The organism is Pseudohalioglobus sediminis (assembly GCF_008370495.1).
Classification (GTDB): domain Bacteria; phylum Pseudomonadota; class Gammaproteobacteria; order Pseudomonadales; family Halieaceae; genus Halioglobus.
Map to the genome: position 1 here is coordinate 138,507 of NZ_VTUX01000008.1, position 24,227 is coordinate 162,733.

At 62.1% G+C, this 24,227-nt stretch carries 20 protein-coding genes; 9 read left to right on the forward strand and 11 right to left on the reverse strand.

Going from position 1 to position 24,227, the window contains the following annotated elements:
* Positions 1-66: 66 nt before the first annotated feature.
* Complete coding sequence (locus F0M18_RS16220) at positions 67-432, reverse strand: hypothetical protein (protein WP_149612516.1); 366 nt, start codon at positions 430-432, stop codon at positions 67-69.
* A 216-nt stretch (positions 433-648) separates the two neighbouring features.
* On the opposite strand from F0M18_RS16220, the gene F0M18_RS16225 reads away from it, so the two are divergent.
* Positions 649-1,344 carry a DUF2202 domain-containing protein gene (locus F0M18_RS16225; RefSeq protein ID WP_188109765.1) on the forward strand — a complete coding sequence of 232 codons (696 nt, stop codon included), beginning with the start codon at positions 649-651 and terminating at the stop codon, positions 1,342-1,344.
* Between the two features lie 33 nt (positions 1,345-1,377).
* On the opposite strand, the gene F0M18_RS16230 is transcribed toward F0M18_RS16225, so the two are convergent.
* The 4 genes from F0M18_RS16230 to F0M18_RS16245 all read right to left on the reverse strand — a co-directional run bounded on the left by F0M18_RS16230 (position 1,378) and on the right by F0M18_RS16245 (position 5,166).
* Positions 1,378-2,403 (reverse strand): hypothetical protein, encoded by a 1,026-nt coding sequence (locus F0M18_RS16230; RefSeq protein WP_149612518.1) that lies wholly within the window; start codon positions 2,401-2,403, stop codon positions 1,378-1,380.
* 357 nt (positions 2,404-2,760) lie between these two features.
* The gene (locus F0M18_RS16235) at positions 2,761-4,011 is read right to left on the reverse strand and encodes an ammonium transporter (RefSeq protein WP_149612519.1); all 1,251 of its coding nucleotides are present in this window, start codon (positions 4,009-4,011) and stop codon (positions 2,761-2,763) included.
* A 33-nt stretch (positions 4,012-4,044) separates the two neighbouring features.
* The gene (gene glnK / locus F0M18_RS16240; protein WP_149612520.1) at positions 4,045-4,383 is read right to left on the reverse strand and encodes a P-II family nitrogen regulator; all 339 of its coding nucleotides are present in this window, start codon (positions 4,381-4,383) and stop codon (positions 4,045-4,047) included.
* A 63-nt stretch (positions 4,384-4,446) separates the two neighbouring features.
* On the reverse strand, positions 4,447-5,166 hold the full coding sequence (locus F0M18_RS16245; protein WP_149612521.1) for a TorF family putative porin: 720 nt from the start codon (positions 5,164-5,166) through the stop codon (positions 4,447-4,449).
* Positions 5,167-5,581: 415 nt separating this feature from the next.
* On the opposite strand from F0M18_RS16245, the gene F0M18_RS16250 reads away from it, so the two are divergent.
* From F0M18_RS16250 to F0M18_RS16270, 5 genes are all read left to right on the forward strand, one after another.
* Positions 5,582-5,809, forward strand: a complete 228-nt coding sequence (locus F0M18_RS16250; RefSeq protein ID WP_262500977.1) for an accessory factor UbiK family protein — start codon at positions 5,582-5,584, stop codon at positions 5,807-5,809.
* Positions 5,810-5,860: 51 nt separating this feature from the next.
* Positions 5,861-7,351 carry a YifB family Mg chelatase-like AAA ATPase gene (locus F0M18_RS16255; RefSeq protein WP_149612523.1) on the forward strand — a complete coding sequence of 497 codons (1,491 nt, stop codon included), beginning with the start codon at positions 5,861-5,863 and terminating at the stop codon, positions 7,349-7,351.
* 138 nt (positions 7,352-7,489) lie between these two features.
* Positions 7,490-8,629: an AI-2E family transporter gene (locus F0M18_RS16260; protein ID WP_149612524.1), complete on the forward strand. Its 1,140-nt coding sequence runs from the start codon at positions 7,490-7,492 to the stop codon at positions 8,627-8,629.
* Positions 8,630-8,725: 96 nt separating this feature from the next.
* Entirely contained in the window at positions 8,726-9,889 is a 1,164-nt protein-coding gene (locus tag F0M18_RS16265) for a mechanosensitive ion channel family protein (RefSeq protein ID WP_149612525.1), read from the forward strand.
* 28 nt (positions 9,890-9,917) lie between these two features.
* A complete protein-coding gene (locus F0M18_RS16270; protein ID WP_149612526.1) occupies positions 9,918-10,343 on the forward strand; it encodes an MgtC/SapB family protein in 426 nt (141 codons plus the stop codon).
* A gap of 102 nt (positions 10,344-10,445) precedes the next feature.
* On the opposite strand, the gene F0M18_RS16275 is transcribed toward F0M18_RS16270, so the two are convergent.
* The 3 genes from F0M18_RS16275 to F0M18_RS16285 all read right to left on the reverse strand — a co-directional run bounded on the left by F0M18_RS16275 (position 10,446) and on the right by F0M18_RS16285 (position 14,998).
* Entirely contained in the window at positions 10,446-11,489 is a 1,044-nt protein-coding gene (locus F0M18_RS16275; RefSeq protein WP_262500978.1) for a hemolysin family protein, read from the reverse strand.
* Positions 11,490-11,611: 122 nt separating this feature from the next.
* On the reverse strand, positions 11,612-13,768 hold the full coding sequence (locus F0M18_RS16280; protein WP_149612527.1) for a 3-hydroxyacyl-CoA dehydrogenase NAD-binding domain-containing protein: 2,157 nt from the start codon (positions 13,766-13,768) through the stop codon (positions 11,612-11,614).
* 27 nt (positions 13,769-13,795) lie between these two features.
* A complete protein-coding gene (locus F0M18_RS16285) occupies positions 13,796-14,998 on the reverse strand; it encodes an acetyl-CoA C-acetyltransferase (protein WP_149612528.1) in 1,203 nt (400 codons plus the stop codon).
* Positions 14,999-15,244: 246 nt separating this feature from the next.
* On the opposite strand from F0M18_RS16285, the gene F0M18_RS16290 reads away from it, so the two are divergent.
* The gene (locus F0M18_RS16290; RefSeq protein ID WP_149612529.1) at positions 15,245-16,042 is read left to right on the forward strand and encodes a mechanosensitive ion channel family protein; all 798 of its coding nucleotides are present in this window, start codon (positions 15,245-15,247) and stop codon (positions 16,040-16,042) included.
* 417 nt (positions 16,043-16,459) lie between these two features.
* Entirely contained in the window at positions 16,460-18,457 is a 1,998-nt protein-coding gene (gene rep / locus F0M18_RS16295) for a DNA helicase Rep (RefSeq protein ID WP_149612530.1), read from the forward strand.
* Between the two features lie 10 nt (positions 18,458-18,467).
* Here the strand turns inward: rep and F0M18_RS16300 are convergent, their stop codons facing one another.
* The 3 genes from F0M18_RS16300 to F0M18_RS16310 form a co-directional block, all read right to left on the reverse strand.
* The gene (locus F0M18_RS16300) at positions 18,468-21,641 is read right to left on the reverse strand and encodes an efflux RND transporter permease subunit (RefSeq protein WP_149612531.1); all 3,174 of its coding nucleotides are present in this window, start codon (positions 21,639-21,641) and stop codon (positions 18,468-18,470) included.
* A complete protein-coding gene (locus tag F0M18_RS16305) occupies positions 21,642-22,760 on the reverse strand; it encodes an efflux RND transporter periplasmic adaptor subunit (protein WP_149612532.1) in 1,119 nt (372 codons plus the stop codon).
* A gap of 249 nt (positions 22,761-23,009) precedes the next feature.
* On the reverse strand, positions 23,010-23,432 hold the full coding sequence (locus F0M18_RS16310) for a c-type cytochrome (RefSeq protein ID WP_188109766.1): 423 nt from the start codon (positions 23,430-23,432) through the stop codon (positions 23,010-23,012).
* A gap of 164 nt (positions 23,433-23,596) precedes the next feature.
* Between F0M18_RS16310 and F0M18_RS16315 the strand changes: the two genes are divergently transcribed.
* The gene (locus F0M18_RS16315; protein ID WP_149612534.1) at positions 23,597-24,226 is read left to right on the forward strand and encodes a glutathione S-transferase family protein; all 630 of its coding nucleotides are present in this window, start codon (positions 23,597-23,599) and stop codon (positions 24,224-24,226) included.
* Position 24,227 lies beyond the last annotated feature (1 nt).

The window sequence follows — 24,227 nt, forward strand, 5'->3', positions numbered from 1 at the left end:
TTGTGTGAAGTCGCTTTCCTTGCTTGTTCTGCAACTTGTTAATAACCGCTTGTCTGGCGAGCCGCCTTAGCGACCAGCCTTCTGCGGTTTATTCTTGCTTCCTGACGGTGTGCCCTGCCCCGGTGACGACAATCCCTGCCGGTGCCCTGCGTGCTTACGTTCTTCGTTGGCCGCTGCGGCGCCCTGCTCCGGGCCGTTTTCACGGACCCGCTCACGCTCCATGGCGCCCTCCTGCGCGGGCTCATGCTGGCGCTGCTGTTGTTCGTTCCTGACCTGCTGCTCGGTCATCTGCTGCTCTGTCATCCTCTCCTCGGCAACCGACTGTCCTGACGCCGCCTGCTCAACACCGGGTGATGGCTGCGCCAGCGACTGGGCTGACAACGACAAGGAGACGGCAAACAGGCCGCCAACAAGAAAAATTCGTCTCTGCATAATTTCCCTCTATATTTGTATATCATTATTAACTAATATATTACCTCTCGGCACGGGATGCGAACCAAAAAGTTGACATGGCTCACATTTTGGCGCGTAAAACGCACCGCGAGCAGAGAGTCTGTTTTTCTGAACCAGCACGAGCACTTGAGCAGGGGCAACGCCTGGCGCCAGGCCCTGTTTACGTACCCACCGAACAGCAAAGGACGGCCCCACATGCGCACATTCAAGCCACTTATTATTCTGCTCACCCTGCCACTCTGGCTGGGTACTGCCCTCGCCGCCACAGCGGATAACCAGGGCCAGGGAAAGGGGAAGAGCCATAAACCGCAGGCCCAGCTGGACTTCAACGAAACAACCCACCTGGTGTTCATGCGCGAGGAGGAGAAGCTGGCGCGGGATGTCTACATCACCCTGGGCAGCAAGTTTCCCAGGGCCGGCATCTTCGGCCGCATCGACGACTCCGAGCAACGCCATACCTGTGCCGTTTGCGATATGCTGAAGCGGTATGGCGTCGATGACCCCAATACCAATGACAACGTTGGCGTCTATACCGGTGCGGAATACGGCCCCTACTTCACAGCCAAGTACGCGGAACTGGTCGGCAAAGGTTCAGGCAGCCTGCTGGATGCACTCTATGTGGGCGCGCTGATCGAAGAGCTGGACATGAAGGACATCGGCTACTGCCCGGGAGAAATCGTGGAGCAGTCCAATGGCATCAACAGCGCCGAGGAGTGCGGCCTTGTCTATACCGACAAGGCGGACCTGCAGAAGCTGTATACCTCACTGCTCGAAGGCTCGAAAAACCATCTGCGTGCTTTCGTGCGCAACATCGAACGCATTGAAGGGGAAGGCAGCTACCGGGCACAGTACCTGACCCAGGAGGAAGTCGACGAAATCCTTGGCAGGTAAGCCGCGACCTCTGAACGACGGCTTCACCCCCGCTCAGAAATTGCTGCCCACCGCGTCCAGCTCCAGCGTCATACTGCGCAGGAGCCGGTCATTGGCGTCGAAGACACTTTCCGCGACTCGAAGCCCGACCAGACCCTTGACCTGGGAGACCCACAACACTTGATCGCTGGTCACGGCATGCCCCTTCTTGAATACGTCGTAGGTCGTCGTGTAAGCGTAGACATCGTTGATGCTGACCGGGTAGACCGCTGTAGTACCCCAGGCAGATTCGATTTCCGTTACCTGCCCCACACTAATGCCGCGATCACCGAGGGCGACGGGTCCGGACGTATGCCCGCCCCACATGACTGCAAAGGGTATTTCCATACTGGCAAATTCGACCAGCGGAACAGGTATGGCCAGCAGACCGCTCGCGGCCGCGGCCATGTCGTACAGTTCATTGCCATAACGATCTGTGTACTGGTACAAGGCACCCGCGTCACTCTGCGTGAAGAAACGGGTCGTACTTTGCAAGGGTTCGCCGTCGGCATCCGCAAGCGTCAGCGTGGCACTGAGCAGCGGCCCCCTGTCGCTTACCCGGTCGGATGCTGCGAACGCCAGCCGCGCCGAGACAGACTGCCGCACGCCCTTGCCGGCTTCGACGGAAACCAGGGTACCGCTGAAGCGCACCACGTCGCCCGGCTGGTACTGCCGCAGCTGCTGCTCGGGCAGAAACTGCGGCTGCAGGTCAAAGACTGCATCAGACTCCAACAACTGCATCAGGGTTGGGTGAGCGGCCATCAGTGATGCGTCCAGGCGGCAGGGAACAAGACTGCCTCCACACAGGCCGCGCTCACCGCGGGCCCAGCCCGCAAATAACTGGCCACTTCCGGGCACAGCCACGAAAGTCTCGTCAAACGCCGTATCCTCTACGTCAATGGTGCAGGATTGCGCCTCGCCGCAGGCGTAGTGGCCGGACTCTGTTACCACCTCGCCCCCGACCGGCACCGCAATATCTACGCGGCACGCAGCCAGCGCTGCGCTGCCCACAACCAACATCATTTTTTTCCATGCAATCATCCTGACCCTCCCTGCGCAGCCCTGCAACTGACGTCGTCATCGGCACAGCGCAATAAAATAATATATTCAATTATCCTAATATAAGGGTCGGTGGAACCATGCTCGAGATCAACTAAACAGGTTTTAAGCAGTATGAAAACGGCTATGCCTTCGCAATCCTGGCCAGAATCCCAGGACGAGTGCTGAAGCGGTGGGAACAGCCATGTGGGCTTCCGTGACTGCCGCTTGGCTATCCGAGGCGAGCCCGTTCGACTGCCCGGGACTGCGGCAACGGGCGGCTATTTTACAAGCAAAAAAAGGGGGCCATAAGGCCCCCAAGTACACGCATCTTACAATGCGCCCGCAAGCTGGTTTGGATTAGATGCCGCTGCCCTTGCTGCCAACGAATTCGGGGTAAGCTTCCATGCCGCACTCGGAAACGTCCACACCCTGGTATTCGTCTTCTTCGCTGACGCGGATGCCGATGACTGCCTTGAGGATGCCCCAGACGATCAGGCTGGTGCCGAAGACCCAGACAAAGATAGTGGCTGCACCGATCAGCTGGCCGCTGAAGGAGGAGTTCTCGCCGTTGGTGATAGGCACCAGCAGCAGACCCAGCAGACCAACCACACCGTGCACAGAGATCGCACCGACGGGGTCGTCAATTTTCATCTTGTCGAGGGTGACGATGGAGAACACCACCAGGGCACCGCCGATGCCGCCGAACAGGGTCGCCTGCAGGGCAGTCGGAGTGGACGGCTCGGCAGTGATCGCCACCAGGCCGGCCAGGGCGCCGTTGAGTGCCATGGTCAGGTCAGCCTTGCCGAACATGAAGCGGGCTACGATCAGCGCCACAATCAGGCCGCCGGCAGCCGCTGCGTTGGTGTTCATGAACACGATAGCCACGGCGTTGGCGCTCTCGACGCTGGCAGTTGCCAACACGGAGCCGCCGTTGAAACCGAACCAGCCCATCCACAGGATGAAGGTACCGAGTGTTGCCAGGGGCAGGTTGGCGCCAGGTATGGCGTTGATCTGGCCACCGGGGCCGTACTTGCCTTTCCGCGCGCCCAGGAGCAGTACACCTGCCAGCGCTGCAGCAGCGCCTGCCATGTGCACGATGCCGGATCCCGCGAAGTCAGAGAAGCCGAGGTCGCCCAGTGTGTACATGCCGAATACAGCATTGCCGCCCCAGGTCCAGGAGCCTTCCATCGGGTAGATGAAGCCGGTCATCACCACGGCGAAGGCCAGGAACGCCCACAGCTTCATGCGCTCGGCCACGGCACCGGATACGATCGACATCGCTGTCGCCACGAATACCACCTGGAAGAAGAAGTCAGCGGAAGGTGCGTAGGTTGCCGCCTCTTCAGCGCCGGCAACGCCGTCACCGGTGATCGTTGACAGGAAGAGATCGCCGCCGTACATGATCATGTAACCGCATACCATGTACATGGTGCAGGCCACCGCATATAACGCGACGTTCTTGAGAAGGATTTCAGTGGTGTTTTTGGAGCGGACGAGGCCTGCCTCGAGCATGGCGAAACCCGCTGCCATCCACATCACCAGTGCGCCGCAGACCAGGAAATAGAACGTATCCAGGGCGTACTGTAGTTCGAAAATATTGTTTTCCATGGGAATAACTCTCTACTTACAGTGGAAATGGGTTTAGATGGCTTCTTCGCCGGTCTCTCCGGTACGAATCCGGACGACCTGCTCAAGCGGTGAGACAAAAACCTTGCCGTCGCCGATTTTGCCGGTGTTAGCCGCCTTGGTGATGGCCTCGATGGTCTGGTCGACCACGCTGTCAGCTACCGCCACGTCGATCTTGACCTTGGGCAGGAAGTCGACAACGTACTCAGCACCGCGATACAACTCGGTGTGGCCTTTCTGGCGGCCAAAACCTTTTACTTCTGTCACCGTGATGCCCTGCACGCCGATCTCCGACAGCGCTTCGCGCACGTCATCCAGCTTGAAGGGCTTCACTACAGCCGTGATTAGTTTCATGTTTCTCTCCTGGTGTTTGGATCAGGGCACCCCGGGGGTGCCCGTATTCAGAATCAAGCGCGCTTACATGCTCTTGGAGATGGAAACCACGACGGTGTCTTCACCCCAATCGGTGCCAAACACCTCGTCTTCATCCAGGGTAGTGCCGACATACGTCGCACCGAGGTCCACGCCCATTACCGACCAGGTCAGACCCACTGAGTAATCAGTGTAGGAGTCCTCACCGTCTGACAGGAAGCCGCCGTCCTCATCCAGGTCGTTGAAGCCAACGTGGAAATCAAGCGACCAGTTCTCGGCGAAGCCCCAGCTGTAATCGGCGTAGTAGTAGAAGAACTTGTCGGTACCGCCGTAGTAGTCGTCGGAATAGGCCATACCCAGAGTGAGGTCATGCCAGGAGAAGCTGCCATAGATTTCCTGGTAGTCACCGTTGTCGCCATCGTCTCCGGGATAGTCGTAGTAGAGGTAGCCCACGTCGATGGCAGAGTTCTCGCCAACGTCCATGCCCCAGCCGATGTAGTAGTCCAGTTCCAGGGAACCGTCGAAGCCGTCGACGCTGTCGAAGTCTACGGACGAGCCCCAGGTACCGATGTAGATGCCGTTATCGAAGGCGAGGTCGAAACCGCCCTGGATCGCGATATCTTCATCCGACTGGGAGATACCGCGGAAGCGGTAGTCACTTACCAGGGCAACGTTGGCACTGATTTCAGCAGCCTGCACAGTGGTGGCGGTGGCGCCGGCCAGAACAGAGGCGGCGATCGCGGCGGGAAGTACTTTTTTCAACATGTTTCTCTCTCCAAAAAAGACGTGTCTAGGTGTCAGATCTGTATGCGTCATCTCTACTCGGGCACATTGTGCGCGCTATACATCTCTGACTGCGGGGATTGCAGAGCGTGTGCCACAAATTATTTTTCTTATATTTTTCAGAAGGTTAAAGGATATTCTGGCGTTTGAATGCCGCCCCCGCGCACTGTCTCGCGCCGTCCCGCTGCACCGTGGCAGCGCAGCCACGGGGCCTGCTGCACCAATACGGTGCGCTAATCTGGTGCGCACCTTCCCTGTGCATTGTCATGGTCACTGCCTGCGGCGGCATATGATCTGTGTTCACCGCGACAAATGAACTAGAATCGCGGGGCGAGCCCGCAATAAAACCGAGACCACGACTATGCCGATCAAACCACCCCCTCCCCCCTGGGAAGTCATGCAACAAGTGAGCGAGATGGTGGGCGGCGCGGCCCTGAAGGGAGAAGTGGACAAAGGCGTGCGCGCCCTGGCTCAGTCAGCCCTCACGCGACTGGACGTGGTCAGCAGGGAAGAATTCGATGCCCAGTCAGAAATCCTGCGGCGCACGCGCGAGCGTGTGGTGGCACTGGAAGCAGAACTGGAAGAACTGACCCGGGAGCTGGAGTCCCTGTCCACGGAAAACTGAATAACGGCCACATGCCGGCAGGAAGCCGGCGGGCCTGCTCAAGGAAGAGCGATGGAATTAGCGGTTATTCACAGCAGGGCGCTGTCGGGCCTGTCGGCACCCCCGGTGCGCGTGGAGGCCCACCTGTCTAACGGCTTGCCCGCCTTCAATATCGTCGGGTTGCCGGAAACAGCAGTGCGCGAGAGCAAGGAGCGCGTGCGCAGCGCCATTATCAATTCCCACTTCGAGTTCCCCGACCGGCGCATCACTATCAACCTCGCCCCCGCCGACCTGCCCAAGGAAGGCGGCCGTTTCGACCTGCCGATTGCACTCGGCATTCTGCTCGCCTCCGGGCAGTTGCAGGACCAGCTGCAAACACTACACGAATACCTCGGTGAACTGGCCCTGGACGGCAGCCTGTGTGCAGTTCCCGGCGTGGTCTGCGCGGCACTGGCCGCCACGGCCTGCGAGCACACCCTGGTGGTACCCGACAGCTGCGCAGGCAATGCCGGCCAGGTTCCTGGCGCCCGCATCATCGCGGCGCCGGACCTGCTCTCACTTTGCGCCCATATCAACGGCGCCGAGGTCATCAGTCCACACCGCGCCAGCGCACCGCAGGAATCCGACTCCTGCCCTGACCTGTGCGACGTGGTGGGCCAGTTGAGCGCGCGCCGGGCACTGGAAATCGCTGCCTGCGGAGCCCACAACCTGCTGCTCAGCGGCCCACCGGGAACCGGCAAAACCCTGCTGGCAAGCCGCCTGCCCGGCATACTGCCGCCGCTATCAGAGGAGGAGGCCCTGGTAGCACTCGCCCTGCGCGACTTCCACGGCGACGAAGATGCGGCCCGGGGTGCGCGGCTGCGCCCGTTTCGCGCGCCACATCACAGCGCCAGCGCCGCGGCGTTGATCGGCGGCGGCCGGCATCCACGCCCGGGGGAGGCATCCCTCGCCCACGGCGGCGTACTGTTCCTGGATGAACTGCCCGAATTCAGCCGCCCGTGTCGCGAGGTGCTGCGTGAACCGCTGGAATCGGGCCGGGTAACGCTTTCCCGCGCCGCGCACAAGCTGAGCTACCCGGCAAGCTTCCAGCTGGTGGCAGCCATGAATCCCTGTCCGTGCGGCTACCTCGGCGACCCTGAGCGGCCCTGCCGCTGCACCCCGGAACAGGTGCAACGCTATGCCGGCCGCATCTCGGGGCCGCTGCTGGATCGCATCGACCTGCACATTGCCGTACCTCGCCAGTCACCGGGGCTGCTGTTGCAGCCGGGCGCTGGCGGTGAACCCTCTGCGGCGGTGCGCGCCAGGGTCATCCAGTGCCGCGAGCGACAGCTCGCCCGCCAGCAGTGCACCAATGCGGCCTTACAGAGCGAGCAACTGCTGAACGCCTGCCAGCTGGGCAGAGCCGAACGCACCCTGCTGGAAGACGCCGCCCGGCGTATGCAATTATCCGGGCGAGCCCTGCATCGCACCCTTCGCGTGGCGCGCAGCATAGCCGATATGGCAGCGCACGCCACCGTGACCTGCGCACATCTCAGCGAAGCCCTTGGCTACCGGACACCCTGAACGGCGCACTGGCGTTGCCGCTGTCAGTAAAGGCATGTCCCGGGGCTTCGCAGGGTTATGGGTCGGCGCGGCGGCCTGTACACGCGGCCGGCCATGCGCGAACATGTGCGGCCTTGAGACGGGCAAGCGAGGCCGGGTGTGAGCGCAAAACAGAACAACGACAGCGGGCAGGACGGCCTGGCCAGGAACGCTCTGCTGGTACTTGCAGTGCTGGCCCTGCTGTACACCTGCTATTTCGCCTCGTCGCTGCTCATTCCCCTGGTCCTGGCCGCCATGCTGGCCCTGCCGTTGCATCCGGCGGTACATTTCCTGCGTCAGTACTACGTGCCCAGGGCGGTGTCGGGGGTGATCCTGCTCGCGGCTATCGGCGTGCCCTTCACCTTGCTGGGTATGCAGCTGGCGGAGCCCGCTGAGCGCTGGCTTGACCGTGCGCCCGAACTCACCCGCAAGGTAAACCAGCAACTGGAAAGCCTGACCGAGGCGCTGGTGTCCGGCCCCGAGGAAGCGGCTGTACCCGCAGAGGAAGAAGCCTCCGCGCTGTCGCGCCTGTTTGGCTGGTTCAGCGATGCAGAAGAACAGGAAAAAGCCAGCACAGAGGCTGCCAACCAGGAGATCTCGCGCCAGCTGGGCTTGCGCGGCTTGCAGGCGATGCTGGACATCATCGCTGAAATGCCGGTTTTCCTGGCGCAATTTTTCGCGGTGCTGATCCTGGTCCTGTTCATGCTGGTGTATGGCCCGGGCATCTATTACGCCGGCATTGAGTCGATGCCCCAGATTCGCAACAAGGACGAAGCCCGGGCGCTGGTCATCGACACCCAGCGCGAGTTGTCGCGCTACATTTTTACCGTGTCCGTCATCAACCTGGGCCTGGGGCTGGCAACATCACTGGCGCTGTGGCTGCTGAATTTCGAAGATCCACTGTTCTGGGGTACGCTGGTGGCGTTGCTCAATTTCGCCCCTTACGTCGGGCCATTGATTGCCGCGATCGCTATCAGCCTGGCGGGCTTTGACCAATACGGCCTGGGCTGGGCTGCGCTGGTTCCCACCGCGGTCTACTTTGCCATCAACACGCTGGAATCACAGTTGGTTACCCCGGTGGCCCTGGGGCGCACCGTTGCCATCAACCCCCTTTTCACCATGATCTGGCTGATGCTGTGGGGATGGTTGTGGGGCGCCGCCGGTGTGCTCATCGCCGTGCCCCTGCTGGTCTGTATCAAGCTGATCCTGTCGCGGCTGCACCTGCTCGAGCCCTGGCTCAAGGTAATCGAGGCGCGCTAACGCCAGTCCCTGGCGCCGGTGCCGACACAGCTGGCACAGAACCTGCTTCTTCCCTCCCCCAAGTACTGACTCATCACTTAAGGAGGTTGGGAACAGATGTCTGAGATTATCGAGCAACTGGGCAAGTGGCTGCAGCATGTGCTCGCCAACAATACCCTGTATGACTGGCTGGTGGCGCTGGCTCTGGCCGGAGGCGCCTTTCTGCTGTTGATGTTCCTGCGCCGGGTAGTGCCGGCGCGCATGAAAATACTGGCGCAACGCACGGCCACGGAATGGGACGACGCCGTCGCCGAGATGCTGACCAGCACGCGACTGCTGGCGCTGGCGATCGTGGCTCTCTACCTCGGTAGCCTGCACCTGGAACTGCGGCCGGGGCTGCGCTCGATGCTGACCACCGTGGTGACCATCACCCTGTTTCTGCAGATCGGTCTCTGGCTTAACCGCCTGCTGGTGGACTGGTTGCAGCGAGACCGCGCCTGGCGCCGTGACGAGGACCCGGGCAATGTTGCGGTGGTCAACGCGCTCGGGTTTGTTGCCCGTGTGGCGCTGTGGGCAGTGGTGTTGCTGCTGGTGCTGGACAATATCGGCATCAACGTCACTGCGCTGGTGGCCGGCCTTGGCGTGGGCGGTATCGCCGTCGCGCTGGCGGTACAGAACATCCTGGGCGACCTGTTCGCCTCCCTGTCCATCGCTTTGGACAAACCCTTTGCCGTGGGCGATTTCCTGATCATTGATGACCTGCTTGGCACGGTCGAAAACATCGGCCTGAAAACCACGCGGCTGCGCAGCCTGTCCGGCGAGCAACTGGTTTTCTCCAACACCGACCTGCTGTCCAGCCGCGTGCGCAACTACGGGCGCATGTACGAACGCCGTGTTGTATTCAAGCTGGGCGTGACCTACAGCACGCCGCGCGACGCCCTGAAGCGCATTCCGGAGGTGATTCGCGAGGTGATCGAAGCGCAGGAGGAGGTGCGCTTCGACCGTTCTCACTTCCAGGCCTATGGCGATTTTTCCCTGGACTTCGAGACCGTTTACTTCGTTCTGAAAGCCGACTACAACTACTACATGGACGTACAGCAGGCGATCAACCTGGCCATCCACCAACGCTTCGAGGAGATGGGCGTGGACTTCGCCTTCCCCACCCAGACCATACACCTGGTCAGCGAGGCATCACCCGCTGACGCCAGCGCAGACGTTCGCGACGGTGCGCGCAAGTTGAGTGCAGAGGCCGACGCAGGGGACGCGTCGGCAGCCGCCTGATCGCAGCCGCGAAAGAGGATAGAGAGCCATGCCGGAGATCACACTCGACACCACGCAGATACTGCGCCACCTGTTTCTGCTGGGCATCACCTTTGCCCTCGCCCTGCCCATCGCCCTCAACCGCGAGCACAGCGCCAGGGGCGCGGGGCTGCGCACCTTCCCACTGGTCGCCATTGCTTCCTGTGCGTTCATGCTGGTGGGCATGAGCGTGTACCAGGGGTCCGATGCGGAAGCGCGCGTGATGTACGGCATCATCACGGGCATGGGTTTTATTGGCGGCGGCTCGATCATCAAGACTGACGCGGGCGCCTCCGGCACGGCCACCGCCGCGGGTATCTGGATGACCGGGGCTATCGGCATCTCCGTCGCCTACTCGCGCTACGAAATTGCCCTGGTATTATCTATCGTGGGCTTCCTGATCTTCCAGTTCTCGGGCTTCCTGAAAAGGGAATAGCGCGCTGGCAGCGGTGCCGCGCGTGAATGTGCCGGCGCCGTCGCGGTGTAAGTTTTTCAATGCCGCAAGGCAACTCTTACACCAGGCGACCCGTCACAGACGCTATTGGCTGTCGCGCAGGCGCCCGCGATAGCGGCTGCGTGCGAGCTGCTGCATATCCTCAACGGTATCGCTCTCGTCCATGATTTCGCGACCAAGCAGCGTCTCCACCGCATCTTCGAGAGTGACGATGCCGGCGGTCTGGCCGTACTCATCCTCCACCAGGAACAGGTGCTCGCGGCGCTTGAGAAAGCGGTCCAGCAACTGCAGCACGGGGAGCTCTTCGCGCACGCGGAAAATTGGCAGCACGAACTCGCGCAGGGGCTCGTCTTCCTTGCCCTCGTGCTCCTCGGCGAACATACGCGTGCGCAGTACCAGGCCAATGACATTGTCTATGTCGCCCTCGAAGACAGGTATACGCGTGAACGGCGACTCGCCCAGTTCCTCCAGCGCCGCGGCCAGGCTCAGCGAGCCATCCAGTGCCGTGACCACCGTGCGTGGCGTGAGAATTTCACCAGTAGTGGTTTCGCGCAGCAACAGGATGTTTTCCAGCAGTTCACTCTCCTGCGGGCCCAGCGCCCCTTCCTTGCGCCCGAGGCGCGCCAGCGCAGCCAACTCCTCGCGACTGATGCTGCTGGCCTCGCCCTTGGCGAAGGAGCGTGTGATCAGCGCGGACAACCAGACAAAGGGGAACAGCAACTTCACCAGCACCCGAATCACGAAGGCCGACGGCAAGGCCAGCTGCTTCCAGAAGGTAGCGCCAAGGGTCTTGGGGATAATCTCGGAAAAATAGAGGATGGCCAACGTCAGCACAAATGCCACCAGCGTTTCATACTGGGCGCCAAAGACCCGCAAGGCCTGCGCACCGACCCCTGCAGCGCCCATGGTATGGGCAAACGTATTCAGGATCAGGATGCTGGATATGGACTGGTCCAGGTCATCGCGTACCGCTTTCAGGACCTGGGCCCGGCGCGGCTTGCTCTTGATCTGGCTTTCGACGAACCCCGGGGTTACCGACAACAGCACGGCCTCGAGGATCGAACACATGAAGGATACGCCGATGGCGATTATCAGGTAAATGACCAGCAGGGTCATGGGAATGGTCAAACCTTCTCAGCAGTATGGGGCGCCTATTCTATCTGAAAAAGCCAGGCCGGACCTCACCTCCGGGCCCTTTCCCGGAGGCGGTCCTGTTGCCGGCAGCGGCCCGCCGGCCCTGCGCCGGCGGTTTATTCGAAGGCACGGCCCTCACGCGCCATAGCCAGCAGCAGTTGCGGTGGCTCGAACGCTTCCCCGTAGTCGCGGGCCAGCTCCCTGGCGCGGTCGGCGAAGGCCTGCACGCCATAGGCGTTGACGCACTGGTAAACACCACCGGTGTGCGGCGGAAAACCGATACCCATGATCGAGCCGATATTGCCGTCGGCAACCGAGGTCAGGGTACCTTCCTCCATGATGCGTATGGCTTCCAGCACCTGTGAGAACAGCAGCCGGTCTTTCACATCCTGGTAGGGAATATCGGTGTAACCATCAGCCGCGAACTTCTGCTTCAGGCCGGCCCAGGTAGTCAGCTTCTTGCCGTTTTCATCGTAGTCGTAGAAGCCGGCGCCCTTGGCCTGACCGGTGCGCCCGGCCTCTTCCACCATATAGCGAATAACCTCCGCTTCCGCGCTTGGCGCCCACTCCTTACCGGCTGCCTCGGCATCCGCCTGGCGCTGTTGCGCACCGTGGTAGGCGGTTTCCAGGGAAATGGTATCCAGCGTCTCCAGCGGCCCCATGGGCGAGCCGTTGAAGGCGGCGCCATTCTCTATCAGCGCCGGATTCACGCCCTCGGCCAGCATGCGCTGCCCCTGGGTAATGGTTTCCCCGATCACCCGGGTGGTAAAGAAGCCCGGGGCATCTTTCACCACGATGGGTTTCTTGCCCAGTTTCTGCGCCAGGTCAAAGGCCCAGGCCAGGGACTCGGGCGAGGTCTGCTCACCGGTGATAATCTCCACCAGCGGCATGCGTTCGGCCGGCGCGAAAAAGTGCATGCCGATGAAGTTCTGCGGCCGGGATGAGGCCTGGGCCAGCTCCGTGATGGGCAGGGCCGAGGTGTTGCTGGCGAATATAGCGCTGTCACCGAGCACCGCTTCCGTTTCGCGCGTGACCGCCGCCTTGACCTCGCGATTCTCGAATACCGCCTCGATCACCAGGTCACAGCCGGCGAGGTCATTCACATCCGCCGTGGGGTGGATGCGCGCCAGCAGTTTCTCTGCCTGCGCCGCGTCGATACGCCGGTTTTTTTCACAGGCGCTTGCAGCGTAGGCCTTGCCCTTGTCTGCGTTTTCCTGGTTGATGTCCTTGAGTACCACCTCGATACCCACCTTGGCGGCGGCGAAGGCGATGCCGGCTCCCATGACGCCGGCACCGAGTATTCCCAACTTGCGCACCTCCGTCTTGTCGATGCCCTGCGGCCGCGAGGCGCCGGCATCCAGCTTGTTCATCTGCACGAAGAACGTGGTCATCATATTGCGCGATACCTGGTCCAGCAGCAGGCGCTGGAAGTAACGCGCTTCCACCCGGTGGGCGGTGTCATAATCCACCCGGGCCGTGTCAATCACCGCGGCGATGATCACCTGCGGCGCGGTCATGTTGCCCCGGGTCTGGTTCATCACGTTCACCGGGCCAAAGTAGGTCAGCCCCTGGGTGGCGGCATCCTCGGGGCCGCCGCCCGGAATGCTGTATCCCGGTTGCTCCCAGGGCTGCGCCGCCTCGGGATTCGCCAGTAGCCATTCCTTGGCCTTCGCCGCCATGGCATCCTCGTCTGCCGCCAGCTCATGTACCAGGCCCTTCTCCAGTGCTTTCGCCGCCACCAGCTGCTTGCCTTGGGAGATCAGCGTGAGCGCTTCCTGCATGCCCAGCATGCGCACCATACGCACCACACCACCGGCGCCGGGCATCAGTCCGAGCATGGCTTCGGGCAGGCCGATTTTGACTTTCGGGCTGTCCAGGGCAATGCGGTAGTGACAGGCCAGGGCAATCTCGTAGCCACCGCCCAGGGCAGGACCATTGATTCCCACTGCCACCGGCACACCCAGTTGCTCCAGGCGGGCCAGCGGCGCCTTGGCCTCGAGGATGCCGTCGAACATGCGCTGGCGCTCCTCCGCGGGCGGATCCAGGTCCATCTCCAGCATGGCGCTGATATCGCCGCCGGCAAAAAACTGTCCGGGCTTGCCCGAGCGCACGTAAACGCCCTTGATCTCGTCGCGCATGGCCTCCAGTTCATCCAGCGCCCTGGGCATGGCCTCGGCGTACTCATCGCCCATAACGTTGACTGCCTTGCCCTCCTGGTCGAAGATCAGTTCAACGATGCCATCGGCATCTTTTTCCAGTCTGATGTAGCTCATCTCAACTCAACTCCAATACTGAGGGCGTTACACGCGTTCAATGATGGTGGCGATGCCAATGCCGCCGCCGGCGCACAGGGTGACCAGGCCGGTATTCAGGTCGCGTCGTTCGAGCTCATCCAGCAGCGTACCCAGCACGATGGCCCCGGTAGCGCCGATAGGATGCCCCATGGCAATGGCGCCGCCATTGACGTTGATGCGATCGTCGGGAATCTCCAGCAGGCGCTGGTAACGCAATACCACCGAGGCGAAGGCCTCGTTCAGCTCGAACAGGTCGATGTCATCGCGGCTCATACCTGCAAGCTTGAGCGCCTTTTCCGAGGCCGGCGCGGGCCCGGCGAGCATGATGGTCGGTTCGGCACCGGTCACGGCGCAGGCGCGAATGCGCGCACGCGGGGTCAGGCCCTGGTCACGCCCGGCCTGCTCATTACCCAGTAGCACCAGTGACGCACCATCCACCACACCGGAGGAATTGCCCGGCGTATGAATGCACTCTACCTTTTCCACCTGCGGGTACTTGAACTTGAGAAATTCCCCGTGGCCGAAATCATTGAACATGGTAAAAGAAGGCTTCAGTCGGGACAGCCCCGCCATGTCGGTAGGCCGGATCAATTCGTCGTGGTCCAGCACCGTCACCCCGTTGAGATCCCGGACCGGGACCAGTGAGCGCGCAAAGTAGCCATGATCACGCGCATGGGCCGCCCGGCGCTGGGATTCGCAGGCGTAGCGGTCCACGTCGTCGCGGGTGAATCCGTCCAGACCGGCCATCAAGTCCGCCGCCAGGCCCTGGGAGATACCGTAGCTCTTCATGGCCACCCAGGCATCGCCAGCCGCGGCGCCAGAAGCGCCGATGCCGAGGCGCGACATGCTCTCCACGCCCCCGGCAATACCCATGGATTCCATCCCGGACATGATCTTCATGGCCACGGTATTGACCGCATCAAGGCCGCCGGCACAATAGCGATGCAACTGGGCACCCACGGTCACGTCGTCCCAACTGGAATACACCAGCGCCGTCTTGGCAATGTCCTGCCCCTGCTCGTTGACAGGCTCCCCGGTAGCGCAAACAAAGTCCTCTACCTGCGTGGTATCCAGGTCGTGACGTGACTTCATTGCTTCCAGCAGGTTGGTGACCAGGTCGACAGGCTTGACCTCGTAGAGCCCACCGCCCGGCTTGCCCTTGCCCCGCGGCGTGCGGATGGCATCGTAGATATAGGCGTCGTTACTCATGCGTTACCTCTTTGGGTGTCGTTTGCAGCTGCCGACAACATACGCGAAGCCAGCGCCCTCTCAAGCCGGGCCGGACAATACAGAAACCTCGTATGCAGAGTTAAACTGCGCCCGCCAACACACTGTAATTTTCGGCCAGCACGCACTGACAGTTTCTGCCAGCACAGCGGGTCCGCAGCATTTTTCGTGCTAAGCTTTTGCCAGAAATGCACAGGGCCATCTTTTCAGGAGGCGAGAAGAAACTGCATGCAGGAACTCAAGGCAATCGTCGGACAACTGGCCGGCTACGGTGAACTGATCGTTGCGGGCCTGGCCGTCATCGTGGGCGGCATGATCGCCGTGCTGCTGCTCTACCGCATCGCCAGCTCGATCGTCAAACCGGGTGGCAAATACGCGCGGGCCATGAAAGTGTTCTTTGGCGCCATCTATGCGATGGTGCTGGTGGTGACCATCCTGCTGGCGGCCCAGCGCATCGGCCTGCCCGTAGAGGGCCTGGCGGGGCCGGCAATACTCCTGGTGCTGGTGATCGCGGTCATTTTCTTCTTTATTGTGCCGTTTCTGCCCCGGGTGCCTTTCATTCCCGGCAACATGGTGCAGGTAAAGGATGTCATCGGCATCGTGGAGGCCATTACCGCCTACCAGGTCGTGATTCGTACCTTTGACGGGCAGACCGTGTTCATCCCCACTGCCGTGGTCATGGCGTCGCCGATCCGGAATTTCAGCACTGTGCCGCAGCGCAGGGTGGAACTGAACGTGGACATTCAGCCCGGTGATGACGTCGAGCGAGCCCGTAGCCTGCTGCTGGAGATCATGGCCGCGAACGAAAAGGTGCTGGCGGAACCGCCGCCGGCGGTTTTCGTGACCGGCATCAGCGGAGAGCGCGCCAGCCTGTTTGCCTTCGCCTGGGTGGAAAACGCCGACTGGTTCAGCACCCGCGATGCACTGTGGCGCGCGCTGCGCGATGCCTTTGCCGGCGAAGAGAACGTCAGCCTGGCGCTGCCACAGCTGCAGGTCAGCACCACAAAGCCACCGACAAATCCTTAGGAGCGGCTAAAGCCGCGAAGTGTAGTGCGCCGGCAGGGAAAATCGCGGCTGCGGCCGCTCCTACAACACAACAGCTCAGCACCCGAACCCCCGTAGGAGCGGCTACAGCCGCGAATCTAGTGCAGCGACAGGGAAAATCGCGGCTGTGGCCGCTCCTACAACACAACAGCTCTGCACCCGAATCCCCGTAGGAGCGGCTAAAGCCACGAAGTGTAGTGCGCCGGCAGGGAAAATCGCGGCTGCGGCCGCTCCTACAACACAACAGCTCAGCACCCGAACCCCCGTAGGAGCGGCTACAGCCGCGAATGTAGTGCGCCGGCAGGAAAAATCGCGGCTGCGGCCGCTCCTACAACGTCAAAACCCGGAGACTCTGGTAGACTGCGTATCCCGTGGTATCTTCCAGAAATCCTGTACCCAGTGAGTCAGCTAAACCCCCGCCAGCGCGAAGCTGTGCGCTACATCGACGGCCCCCTGCTGGTGCTTGCCGGCGCCGGTTCGGGTAAGACCAGCGTTATCACCCGCAAGATTGCCTACCTCGTCGACCAGTGTGGCGTGCGCGCCAGTCGCATCGCCGCGGTGACCTTTACCAACAAGGCCGCGCGGGAAATGAAAGAACGCGTGGGCAAGCTGCTGAAGAGCAACGCGGCAGAGGGGCTCACTGTGAGCACCTTCCACCAGCTGGGGCTGAAAATCATCCGCAACGAGCGCAAGCTGCTGGGCCTCAAGAACGGTTTTTCCATCTTTGACGGGCAGGACAGCCAGGCACTGATCAAGGACCTGCTGATCCAGGAGCACGGCTCCGACGGCGACCAGGCGCAGACTATCCAGCACCAGATTTCCAACTGGAAAAACGACCGCCTGCTGCCCGAGGAAGCCATCGCCAGGGCCAGCGGGCCGGCGCAGATGCTCTGCGCCCAGGCCTACCGGCGCTACCAGCGCGCGCTCAAGGCCTACAACGCACTCGACTTCGACGACCTGATCCTGCTGCCCACGGTGGTATTCGAGCAGCACCCGGACGTGCTGGAAAAGTGGCAGAACCAGATTCACTACCTGCTGGTAGACGAGTACCAGGACACCAACTCCAGCCAGTACCTGCTGGTCAAGCAGCTGGTTGGCGTGCGCGGCGCACTCACCGTGGTTGGCGACGACGACCAGTCCATCTACGCCTGGCGCGGGGCGCGCCCGGAAAACCTGGCGCAGTTGCAGGAGGATTTTCCCGGTCTCAAACTGGTCAAGCTGGAGCAGAACTACCGCTCCACCTCACGCATCCTCAAGGCGGCCAATACCCTGATCGCCAACAACGACCACGTGTTCGAAAAGCAGTTGTGGAGCGAACTGGGTTACGGCGACCCGTTGCGGGTCATTCGCTGCGCCGACGAAAACCACGAGGCGGAACAGGTGGTGGCGGAAATCATCGACCACAAGCTGCGCAAGCGCACCCGTTTCGGTGACTACGCCATTCTCTACCGCGGCAATCACCAGTCCCGGTTGATGGAAGTCGCGCTGCAACAGCAACAGGTGCCCTACCACCTCTCCGGCGGCACCTCCTTTTTTGCGCGCAACGAGGTCAAGGACATCATGGCCTACCTGCGCCTGCTGGTGAACGAGAACGACGACAACGCCTTCCTGCGCATCGCCAATGTACCCCGTCGCAAGCTCGGCGCCTCGACGCTTGAGTCACTGGGCAACTTTGCCAATGCCCAGCACTGCAGCCTGTCACAGGCCATCGGCCGCATCGGCGGCGAGGGGCTGCCAGAGGCCAGCCTGCGGCGGCTGCGCGAGTTTCGGCTGTGGCTGGACCGCATTCGCCGCCAGGTCGAAGGAGGCGGCGGCATCGCCGCCGTGCGCCAGATGATTCGCGAGATGGAGTACGAGGCCTGGCTCAACCAGCTGAGCTCCAGTGAAGACGTGGCCGAACGCCGCATGGCTAACGTGCATTTCCTGGTGGACAGCCTGCACAAGGTGATGACGGATGAGGGCGTGGCCCTGGACGAGGCCATTTCCCGGCTGGTGCTGCGCGACCTGATGGAACAGCAGGAAGAGGAGGACGCCAGCCCGGACAACGTACAGCTGATGACACTGCATGCCTCCAAGGGCCTGGAATTCCCGCACGTCTATATCATTGGCATGGAAGAAAACCTGCTGCCACACCGCGCCAGCGTGGAGGACGGCAACATCGAGGAAGAGCGTCGCCTGGCCTACGTTGGCATCACCCGCGCCCAGCAGACACTGGCCATGACCATGGCCGCGAAGCGCCGGCAGTTCGGGGAAACCATCAACTGCGAACCCAGTCGCTTCCTCGAGGAATTACCCGCCGACGACCTCAGCTGGCAGGGCGCCGAGGCCGCAAGCCCCGAGGCCGCAGACGACCGCGCCAAGGAGACCCTGGCGGGGCTGAAAAACCTGTTCGCCTAGGGCGCCAGTATCAACCCTCGGTAACTGGCGCTGCCGCTGCATTCGCTTGCGTGCCGCCCCGGCCGCTGATGCCGCCCTTCACCTTCTCCCTCAGCGTCTGCACGATGGCGTAGAAACCGGGCACGAAGAATACTCCCACCAGCAGCGCTGCCAGCATCCCGCCCAGCACGGTCAGGCCGAGGGAGCGCTGGCCAAAGGCGCCGGCACCGCTGGCCAGCACCAGCGGCAGGATACCGAGAATGAAGGAAATGGCGGTCATGCACACGGCGCGAAAGCGCAACCTGGCCGCCTCGCGCGCTGCCACCAGGATGTCCTCGCCCTGCTGCTCCCGTCGCTGGCGGGCAAATTCCACGATCAGGATCGCCGTCTTCGCCGCCATGCCGATGAGCAGCACGATGCCGATCTGGGCGTACAGGTTCAATGCGGTACCGGTCAGCAGCAGTGCCGCGATGGCGCCACCGATGGCCATCGGCACCACCAGGATAATGGCGGCGGGAATAGTCCAGCTCTCGTACTGGGCCACCAGGAACAGGTAGACGAATATCAGGGCCAGCGCATAAGCGAATATGGCGGTCTGGCCGGCCTCTTTCTCCTGGTAGGCCATACCGGTCCACTCGAAGGTATAGCCGCCGGGCAGTACCCGCTCAGCCAGGTCCTCGAAGGACTTCATGGCCTTGCCCGTACTCACGCCCTCGGCGGTCGACCCGCGCACCGACGCGGCGCGATACAGGTTGTAGCGCAGGGACACATCCGGACCGAGTATGGGCCGGGTGGAAACCAGTGTGCTGAGGGGAATCATATTGCCGGAGGAGGACTTCACATAGAAATGATCCAGGTCTGAGAGGTCGGCACGATAAGGCGCTGAAGCCTGCATCACCACCCGGTAGGTCTGCCCGAACTTGTTGAAGTCGTTGATATACAGGGAGCCCATTTGCGCCTGCAAGGTCATGAAGATCTCGTCCAGCTCGACCCCGAGGTTCTTGGCCTTGAGCCGGTTGATGTCGACAAAATACTGCGGCACGTTGGCCCGGTAGGTACTGAACACCCCTTGCAGGTCGGGATGCTGATTGGCCTCTACGATCAGGTTGTTCAGTGCAGAAGCCAGCTCGGACGGCGGCCGCGACAGGGTGTCCTGCAGCATCATCTCCAGGCCGCCCACTGCACCCATGCCCGGCACCGCCGGCGGGGAAATGGCAAAAACACTGGCTTCGGGAATCTGCATGAAGGCCTGGCCATTGACGCGACGGGCAACGTTGAACACCAGTTGCTCCTGCTCTTCGCGTTCATCCCAGTGCTTGAGCACCACGAATACCGTGCCGGCGTTACTCGCCATGGCACCGGTCAGCACGGAGAACCCGGTGATGGAGGTCACCGTTTCCACCGCCGGGTCCTGTGCAATCAGGGCGGACAGTTTATCCATCGCCGCCTTGGTGCGGTTGATGGAGGACGCGTCCGGCAACTGTATGTTCACCAGCATCGCGCCCTTGTCCTCGTCGGGCACAAAACCGGTCGGGGTGTTGATAAAGGCAAACAGTAATGCCCCCATCCAGGCCAGGAAAATCAGTACGATCAGGCGCAGGGAGCGCAGTACCCACTGTACGCCGGTGTCGTAGGCGGCTGTCAACCGGGCGAAGCCCTGCAGGAAACGCCGGTACCAGCCCGCTTCCTTCTGCTCGCCGGGCTGCAACAGCAGGCTGCACAGCGCCGGGCTCAGGGTCAGCGCATTGAGGGAAGAGAAGCACACTGCCACGCAGATCGTCACCGCGAACTGGCGATACATCACCCCGGTAATACCCGGCAGCATGGCCACCGGTATGAACACGGCGAGCAACACCAGCGTGGTGGCGATAATCGCGCCGCCCACCTCGTTCATGGTCAGCAGGGCCGCCTCCCGGGGCGTCAGGTCCGGGTCCTCTCGCAGGTGGCGGTCGCAGTTCTCAATCACCAGGATGGCGTCGTCAACCACGATGCCGATGGCCAGGATGAGGCCAAACAGGGTCACTGTGTTGATGGTCATACCCGCCGCCATCAGCACCGCAAACGTGGCGATCAGTGACACCGGGATGGCCACGGTGGGCACCAGGGCAGCGCGCCAGTTACCGAGGAAAATGAACGTCACAATCACCACCAGGGCCACGGCCTGGAACAGTGACACCACCACCTGGCGCACCGCGGTGGCAACATAGCGGGTGGTGTCGTAACCGATGACGTAGTCCAGCCCCTCGGGGAAGCCGCCGGACATCTGGGCAACCAGCGCATCCACGTCCTCCCCGACTGCCAGTGAGTTCGCGTCGGCCATCTGGTAGAGGGCGAGGTTGACCGCGGGCTTGCCGTTGGTCTCGCCGTAGAAATTGTAGTCAGACTGGCCCAGTTCGACGCGTGCGACATCGCGCAGGTAGATAGCCGAGCCGTCGTCCCGGGCCCTGAGCACAATCTGCTCGAACTCGTCCACGTTCTGCAGGCGACCCTTGGTCTGCAGGGTGTATTCCGTCTGCAGGTTGCCGTCAAAGGGCGGTGCGCCTATCTTGCCCGCCGCCACCTGCACATTCTGCTCGCGCAGCGCGCTGTGGATGTCCATTACCGACAGGCCAAGGCTGGCCATCTTGTCAGGGTCCAGCCACAGGCGCATGGAATAGGCCGCCTCGCCAAGAATGTCGGCAGAAGAGATGCCGTCCAGTCGCGCGATAGCCCCCTGGACATTGATCTTGACGTAGTTGGAAATGAACTTGTAGTCGAGGGAATCATCGGGCGAGGTAAAACTGATGATCTTGAGGATGTCCGGCGAGCGCTCGGAGATGTTCAGGCCCATTGCCGTCACTTCCGCGGGCAGCGACGGCTCCGCCAGTTTGACCCGGTTCTGCACGCGCACCAGGGCCATGTCGGGATCTGACCCGACTGCAAACGTCACGGTGAGCACATAGCTGCCATCATTGGCGCTTTTCGAGGACATGTAGATCATGCCCTCCACACCGTTCACCGCGTCCTCGATGGGCGTGCCCACCGTGGCCTCCACCACCTCCGCGCTGGCCCCCGGATAGACCCCGGAGACCACGATGTTGGGCGGTGAAATGGCCGGGTATTCATTTACCGGCAGACTGTAGATGGCGAGCCCGCCCACCAGGGTGAGGACGATGGCCACCACCATCGCAAACTTGGGTCGGTTAATGAATAGCGCGCTGAACATCTAGCTTTCCTGCTCGCCCGGCATCTCCCGCACGGTCACCGTCATACCGGGTCGCACCTGCTGCAGGCCGCGGACGATGATCCGTTCGCCCTCCTCCACGCCCTTCAACACCATCACCATGAAGTCGATACGATCGCCCAGTTCCACGTTGCGTCGCTGCACGGCGGAGTTACTGTCCACCACCAGTACGAAGCTGCCCTGTTGATCCGCCTGCACCGCAGCCTGCGGCACGAACAAGCCCTCCAGCAGGTTGGTATCCTGCAGGATCACTTTGACATACTGGCCGGGCACCAGCAGCGAATGCGGATTGGGGATCGCGGCGCGCGCCTCCAGTGTGCCGGTCTCCTGGTCCACCCGGTTGGAAAAATAGTCGATGCGACCCACCTCGGGATACAGCACGCCGTTGGTCAGCTCCAGGGTGACTTCCACATCGCGCAGGGCACTGGCGTCACGGTCACTGGTCATACGTGACTTGATGGCCGCAATGTAGGCCGCCTCACTGACCGTGAACAGGGCCTCGATCGGGTCGATACTGACCAGGGTGGTCAGCACACCGGTATTGGGGCCAACGAGGTCGCCGACACTGGCAGCGCTGCGCCCGATGCGCCCGCTGATCGGCGCGATAATGGTGGTATAGCTCAGGTTGACCTCGGCGCTTTTCAGCTGTGCCCAGGCCGCTTCGATGCGCGCATCCGCGTCCAGTTTCTTGGCGGTGAGGTCGTCCATCTCCGATTCGGAAATCGCGCCCCTGGGCAGCAGGTCCTGCCCGCGCTTGTAGTTGCGCACCGCGTTGGCCTGGTTGGCCTGTGCCGCCGCCAGGTCGGCCTTGGCCTTGGACAGGGCGGCGTCGTACTCGGAGGCATCGATGCGGTACAACACATCACCCTCCTCGATCATCTGGCCCTCGCGGAAGTCACGGCTGACCAGGTAACCCGAGACCCGGGCCTGAATGGCCACATCATCCCGCGCCTGCAGGCGGCCGACATATTCGCTCTTGGGCTGGTAAGGCTCCAGCACCACGCGGTCCACCACCACCTCCACCATGGGCCGGGGCGGCGGCTCCTGGGTGCAGGCTACCGTTATCAGGGCAGTTAGCGCCAACAGGCTGAAAATACGCATAGTGTGACTCCGCTGGGGATGGCAGTACTGTAGCAGGGATTGCCGCACGCGACAGCGCTCACGACCGGTAGCACTGCCTGTTACCCACCCCCCGCAGGAGCGGACACAGCCGCGATGCCGGGGATTGCGGAGCTCGCTGGCACCCCCAGACCTTGCAAGGGCTATCGCGAGAGCCGGGCGATCACCACCCCGAAAATGAAAAAGGCCGTGACGCTATCGCGCCACGGCCAGCGTGAGCAGGAGTAAAGCTTACTGGCTGCCGGCGATCATGTAGTCCACGGCAGCGTGGATTTCTTCGTCGGAGCAGTTCATGCAGCCACCCTTGGCAATCATGCCGGTTCCCGGCACGCCCTGTACCCCGGAGACATAGAGCACCTCAGTGCCCTTGGCGATACGATCCGCCCAGGCCGCCACATCCCCCAGCACGGGCGCGCCACCGGCGCCGGTAGTGTGACAGGCCATGCAGGCACTGTTGTAGACCTCTTCACCGGAACGCGGGCCGCTGGCCACTGCTGCCGCGGCACCGCCGCAGTCGGCATCGCCCTGGAGGCATACTTCACCCACCGGCTGGATACGTTCTGCGATCTCGGCGCGCTGCGCGTCGGTCAATTCAACAGCAATGGCGCTGGCAGCGAGCACCATGGCAACGAGGCTGATAACAATACGGGTCATAACGGCGAAGTCCTGTTTAAGTTCGGCGGGCATTATAGCCACTTATCCGGTGTGGTAAAACGTTCGCGAGCAGAGATTTGCGCGGCGAAGACCGGCCGTAACTGGCCTGATCCGGCAAATCGGCCTAGTATCTGCCCTTTCACTGCAACCGCGGGAACACGCCCATGAAACTGTATACCTACGACCCAGCCCCCAGCCCCCAGCGCCTCACTCACTTCATGCGCTACAAAGGTATCGAGATCGATACCCAGCAGATCGACATGATGGGGGGCGAACATCTCGGTGATGAGTACCGCGCTATCGTACCCGAGCGCACGGTCCCCGCGCTGGTGCTCGACGACGGCACCGTGCTCGCCGAAGTCATCGGTATCTGTACCTATCTCGAGGCCCTGTACCCGGAAAAACCGCTACTGGGCGCCACCGCGCTGGAAAAGGGCCTGGTCAGCTGCTGGGACCACAAGGTGCTGACCATGCTGTTTATGGCCGTTGCCGAGGCCCTGCGCAACAGCAGCCCCGGCTTCAAGGGGCGCGCCCTGCCCGGCCCGCTGGACCTGGAACAGATCCCGGCCCTGGCCGAGCGCGGCAAGCTGCGCCTGCAGTGGGGCTGGGAGCAGTTTGACCGCTTCCTGGGCGACGGTCGCCAGTTCCTGGCCGGCGACAACATCTCGCTGGCAGATATCGACCTGTCGGTCTGTGCCGGCTTCTCCGGCTGGGTGAAGTGTTCACCGCCGGAGGAACTCGGCAATCTCCATGGCTACCTCGACAGGGTCAGCACCGAGCTGGGCAAAGCCTAGC

Coding starts and splice junctions, on each gene's coding strand:
- F0M18_RS16220 (WP_149612516.1), bottom strand. CDS start 432: ATGCAGAGACGAATTTTTCTTGTTGGCGGCCTGTTTGCCGTCTCCTTG.
- F0M18_RS16225 (WP_188109765.1), top strand. CDS start 649: ATGCGCACATTCAAGCCACTTATTATTCTGCTCACCCTGCCACTCTGG.
- F0M18_RS16230 (WP_149612518.1), bottom strand. CDS start 2,403: ATGATTGCATGGAAAAAAATGATGTTGGTTGTGGGCAGCGCAGCGCTG.
- F0M18_RS16235 (WP_149612519.1), bottom strand. CDS start 4,011: ATGGAAAACAATATTTTCGAACTACAGTACGCCCTGGATACGTTCTAT.
- glnK (WP_149612520.1), bottom strand. CDS start 4,383: ATGAAACTAATCACGGCTGTAGTGAAGCCCTTCAAGCTGGATGACGTG.
- F0M18_RS16245 (WP_149612521.1), bottom strand. CDS start 5,166: ATGTTGAAAAAAGTACTTCCCGCCGCGATCGCCGCCTCTGTTCTGGCC.
- F0M18_RS16250 (WP_262500977.1), top strand. CDS start 5,582: ATGCAACAAGTGAGCGAGATGGTGGGCGGCGCGGCCCTGAAGGGAGAA.
- F0M18_RS16255 (WP_149612523.1), top strand. CDS start 5,861: ATGGAATTAGCGGTTATTCACAGCAGGGCGCTGTCGGGCCTGTCGGCA.
- F0M18_RS16265 (WP_149612525.1), top strand. CDS start 8,726: ATGTCTGAGATTATCGAGCAACTGGGCAAGTGGCTGCAGCATGTGCTC.
- F0M18_RS16270 (WP_149612526.1), top strand. CDS start 9,918: ATGCCGGAGATCACACTCGACACCACGCAGATACTGCGCCACCTGTTT.
- F0M18_RS16280 (WP_149612527.1), bottom strand. CDS start 13,768: ATGAGCTACATCAGACTGGAAAAAGATGCCGATGGCATCGTTGAACTG.
- F0M18_RS16285 (WP_149612528.1), bottom strand. CDS start 14,998: ATGAGTAACGACGCCTATATCTACGATGCCATCCGCACGCCGCGGGGC.
- F0M18_RS16290 (WP_149612529.1), top strand. CDS start 15,245: ATGCAGGAACTCAAGGCAATCGTCGGACAACTGGCCGGCTACGGTGAA.
- F0M18_RS16300 (WP_149612531.1), bottom strand. CDS start 21,641: ATGTTCAGCGCGCTATTCATTAACCGACCCAAGTTTGCGATGGTGGTG.
- F0M18_RS16305 (WP_149612532.1), bottom strand. CDS start 22,760: ATGCGTATTTTCAGCCTGTTGGCGCTAACTGCCCTGATAACGGTAGCC.
- F0M18_RS16310 (WP_188109766.1), bottom strand. CDS start 23,432: ATGACCCGTATTGTTATCAGCCTCGTTGCCATGGTGCTCGCTGCCAGC.
- F0M18_RS16315 (WP_149612534.1), top strand. CDS start 23,597: ATGAAACTGTATACCTACGACCCAGCCCCCAGCCCCCAGCGCCTCACT.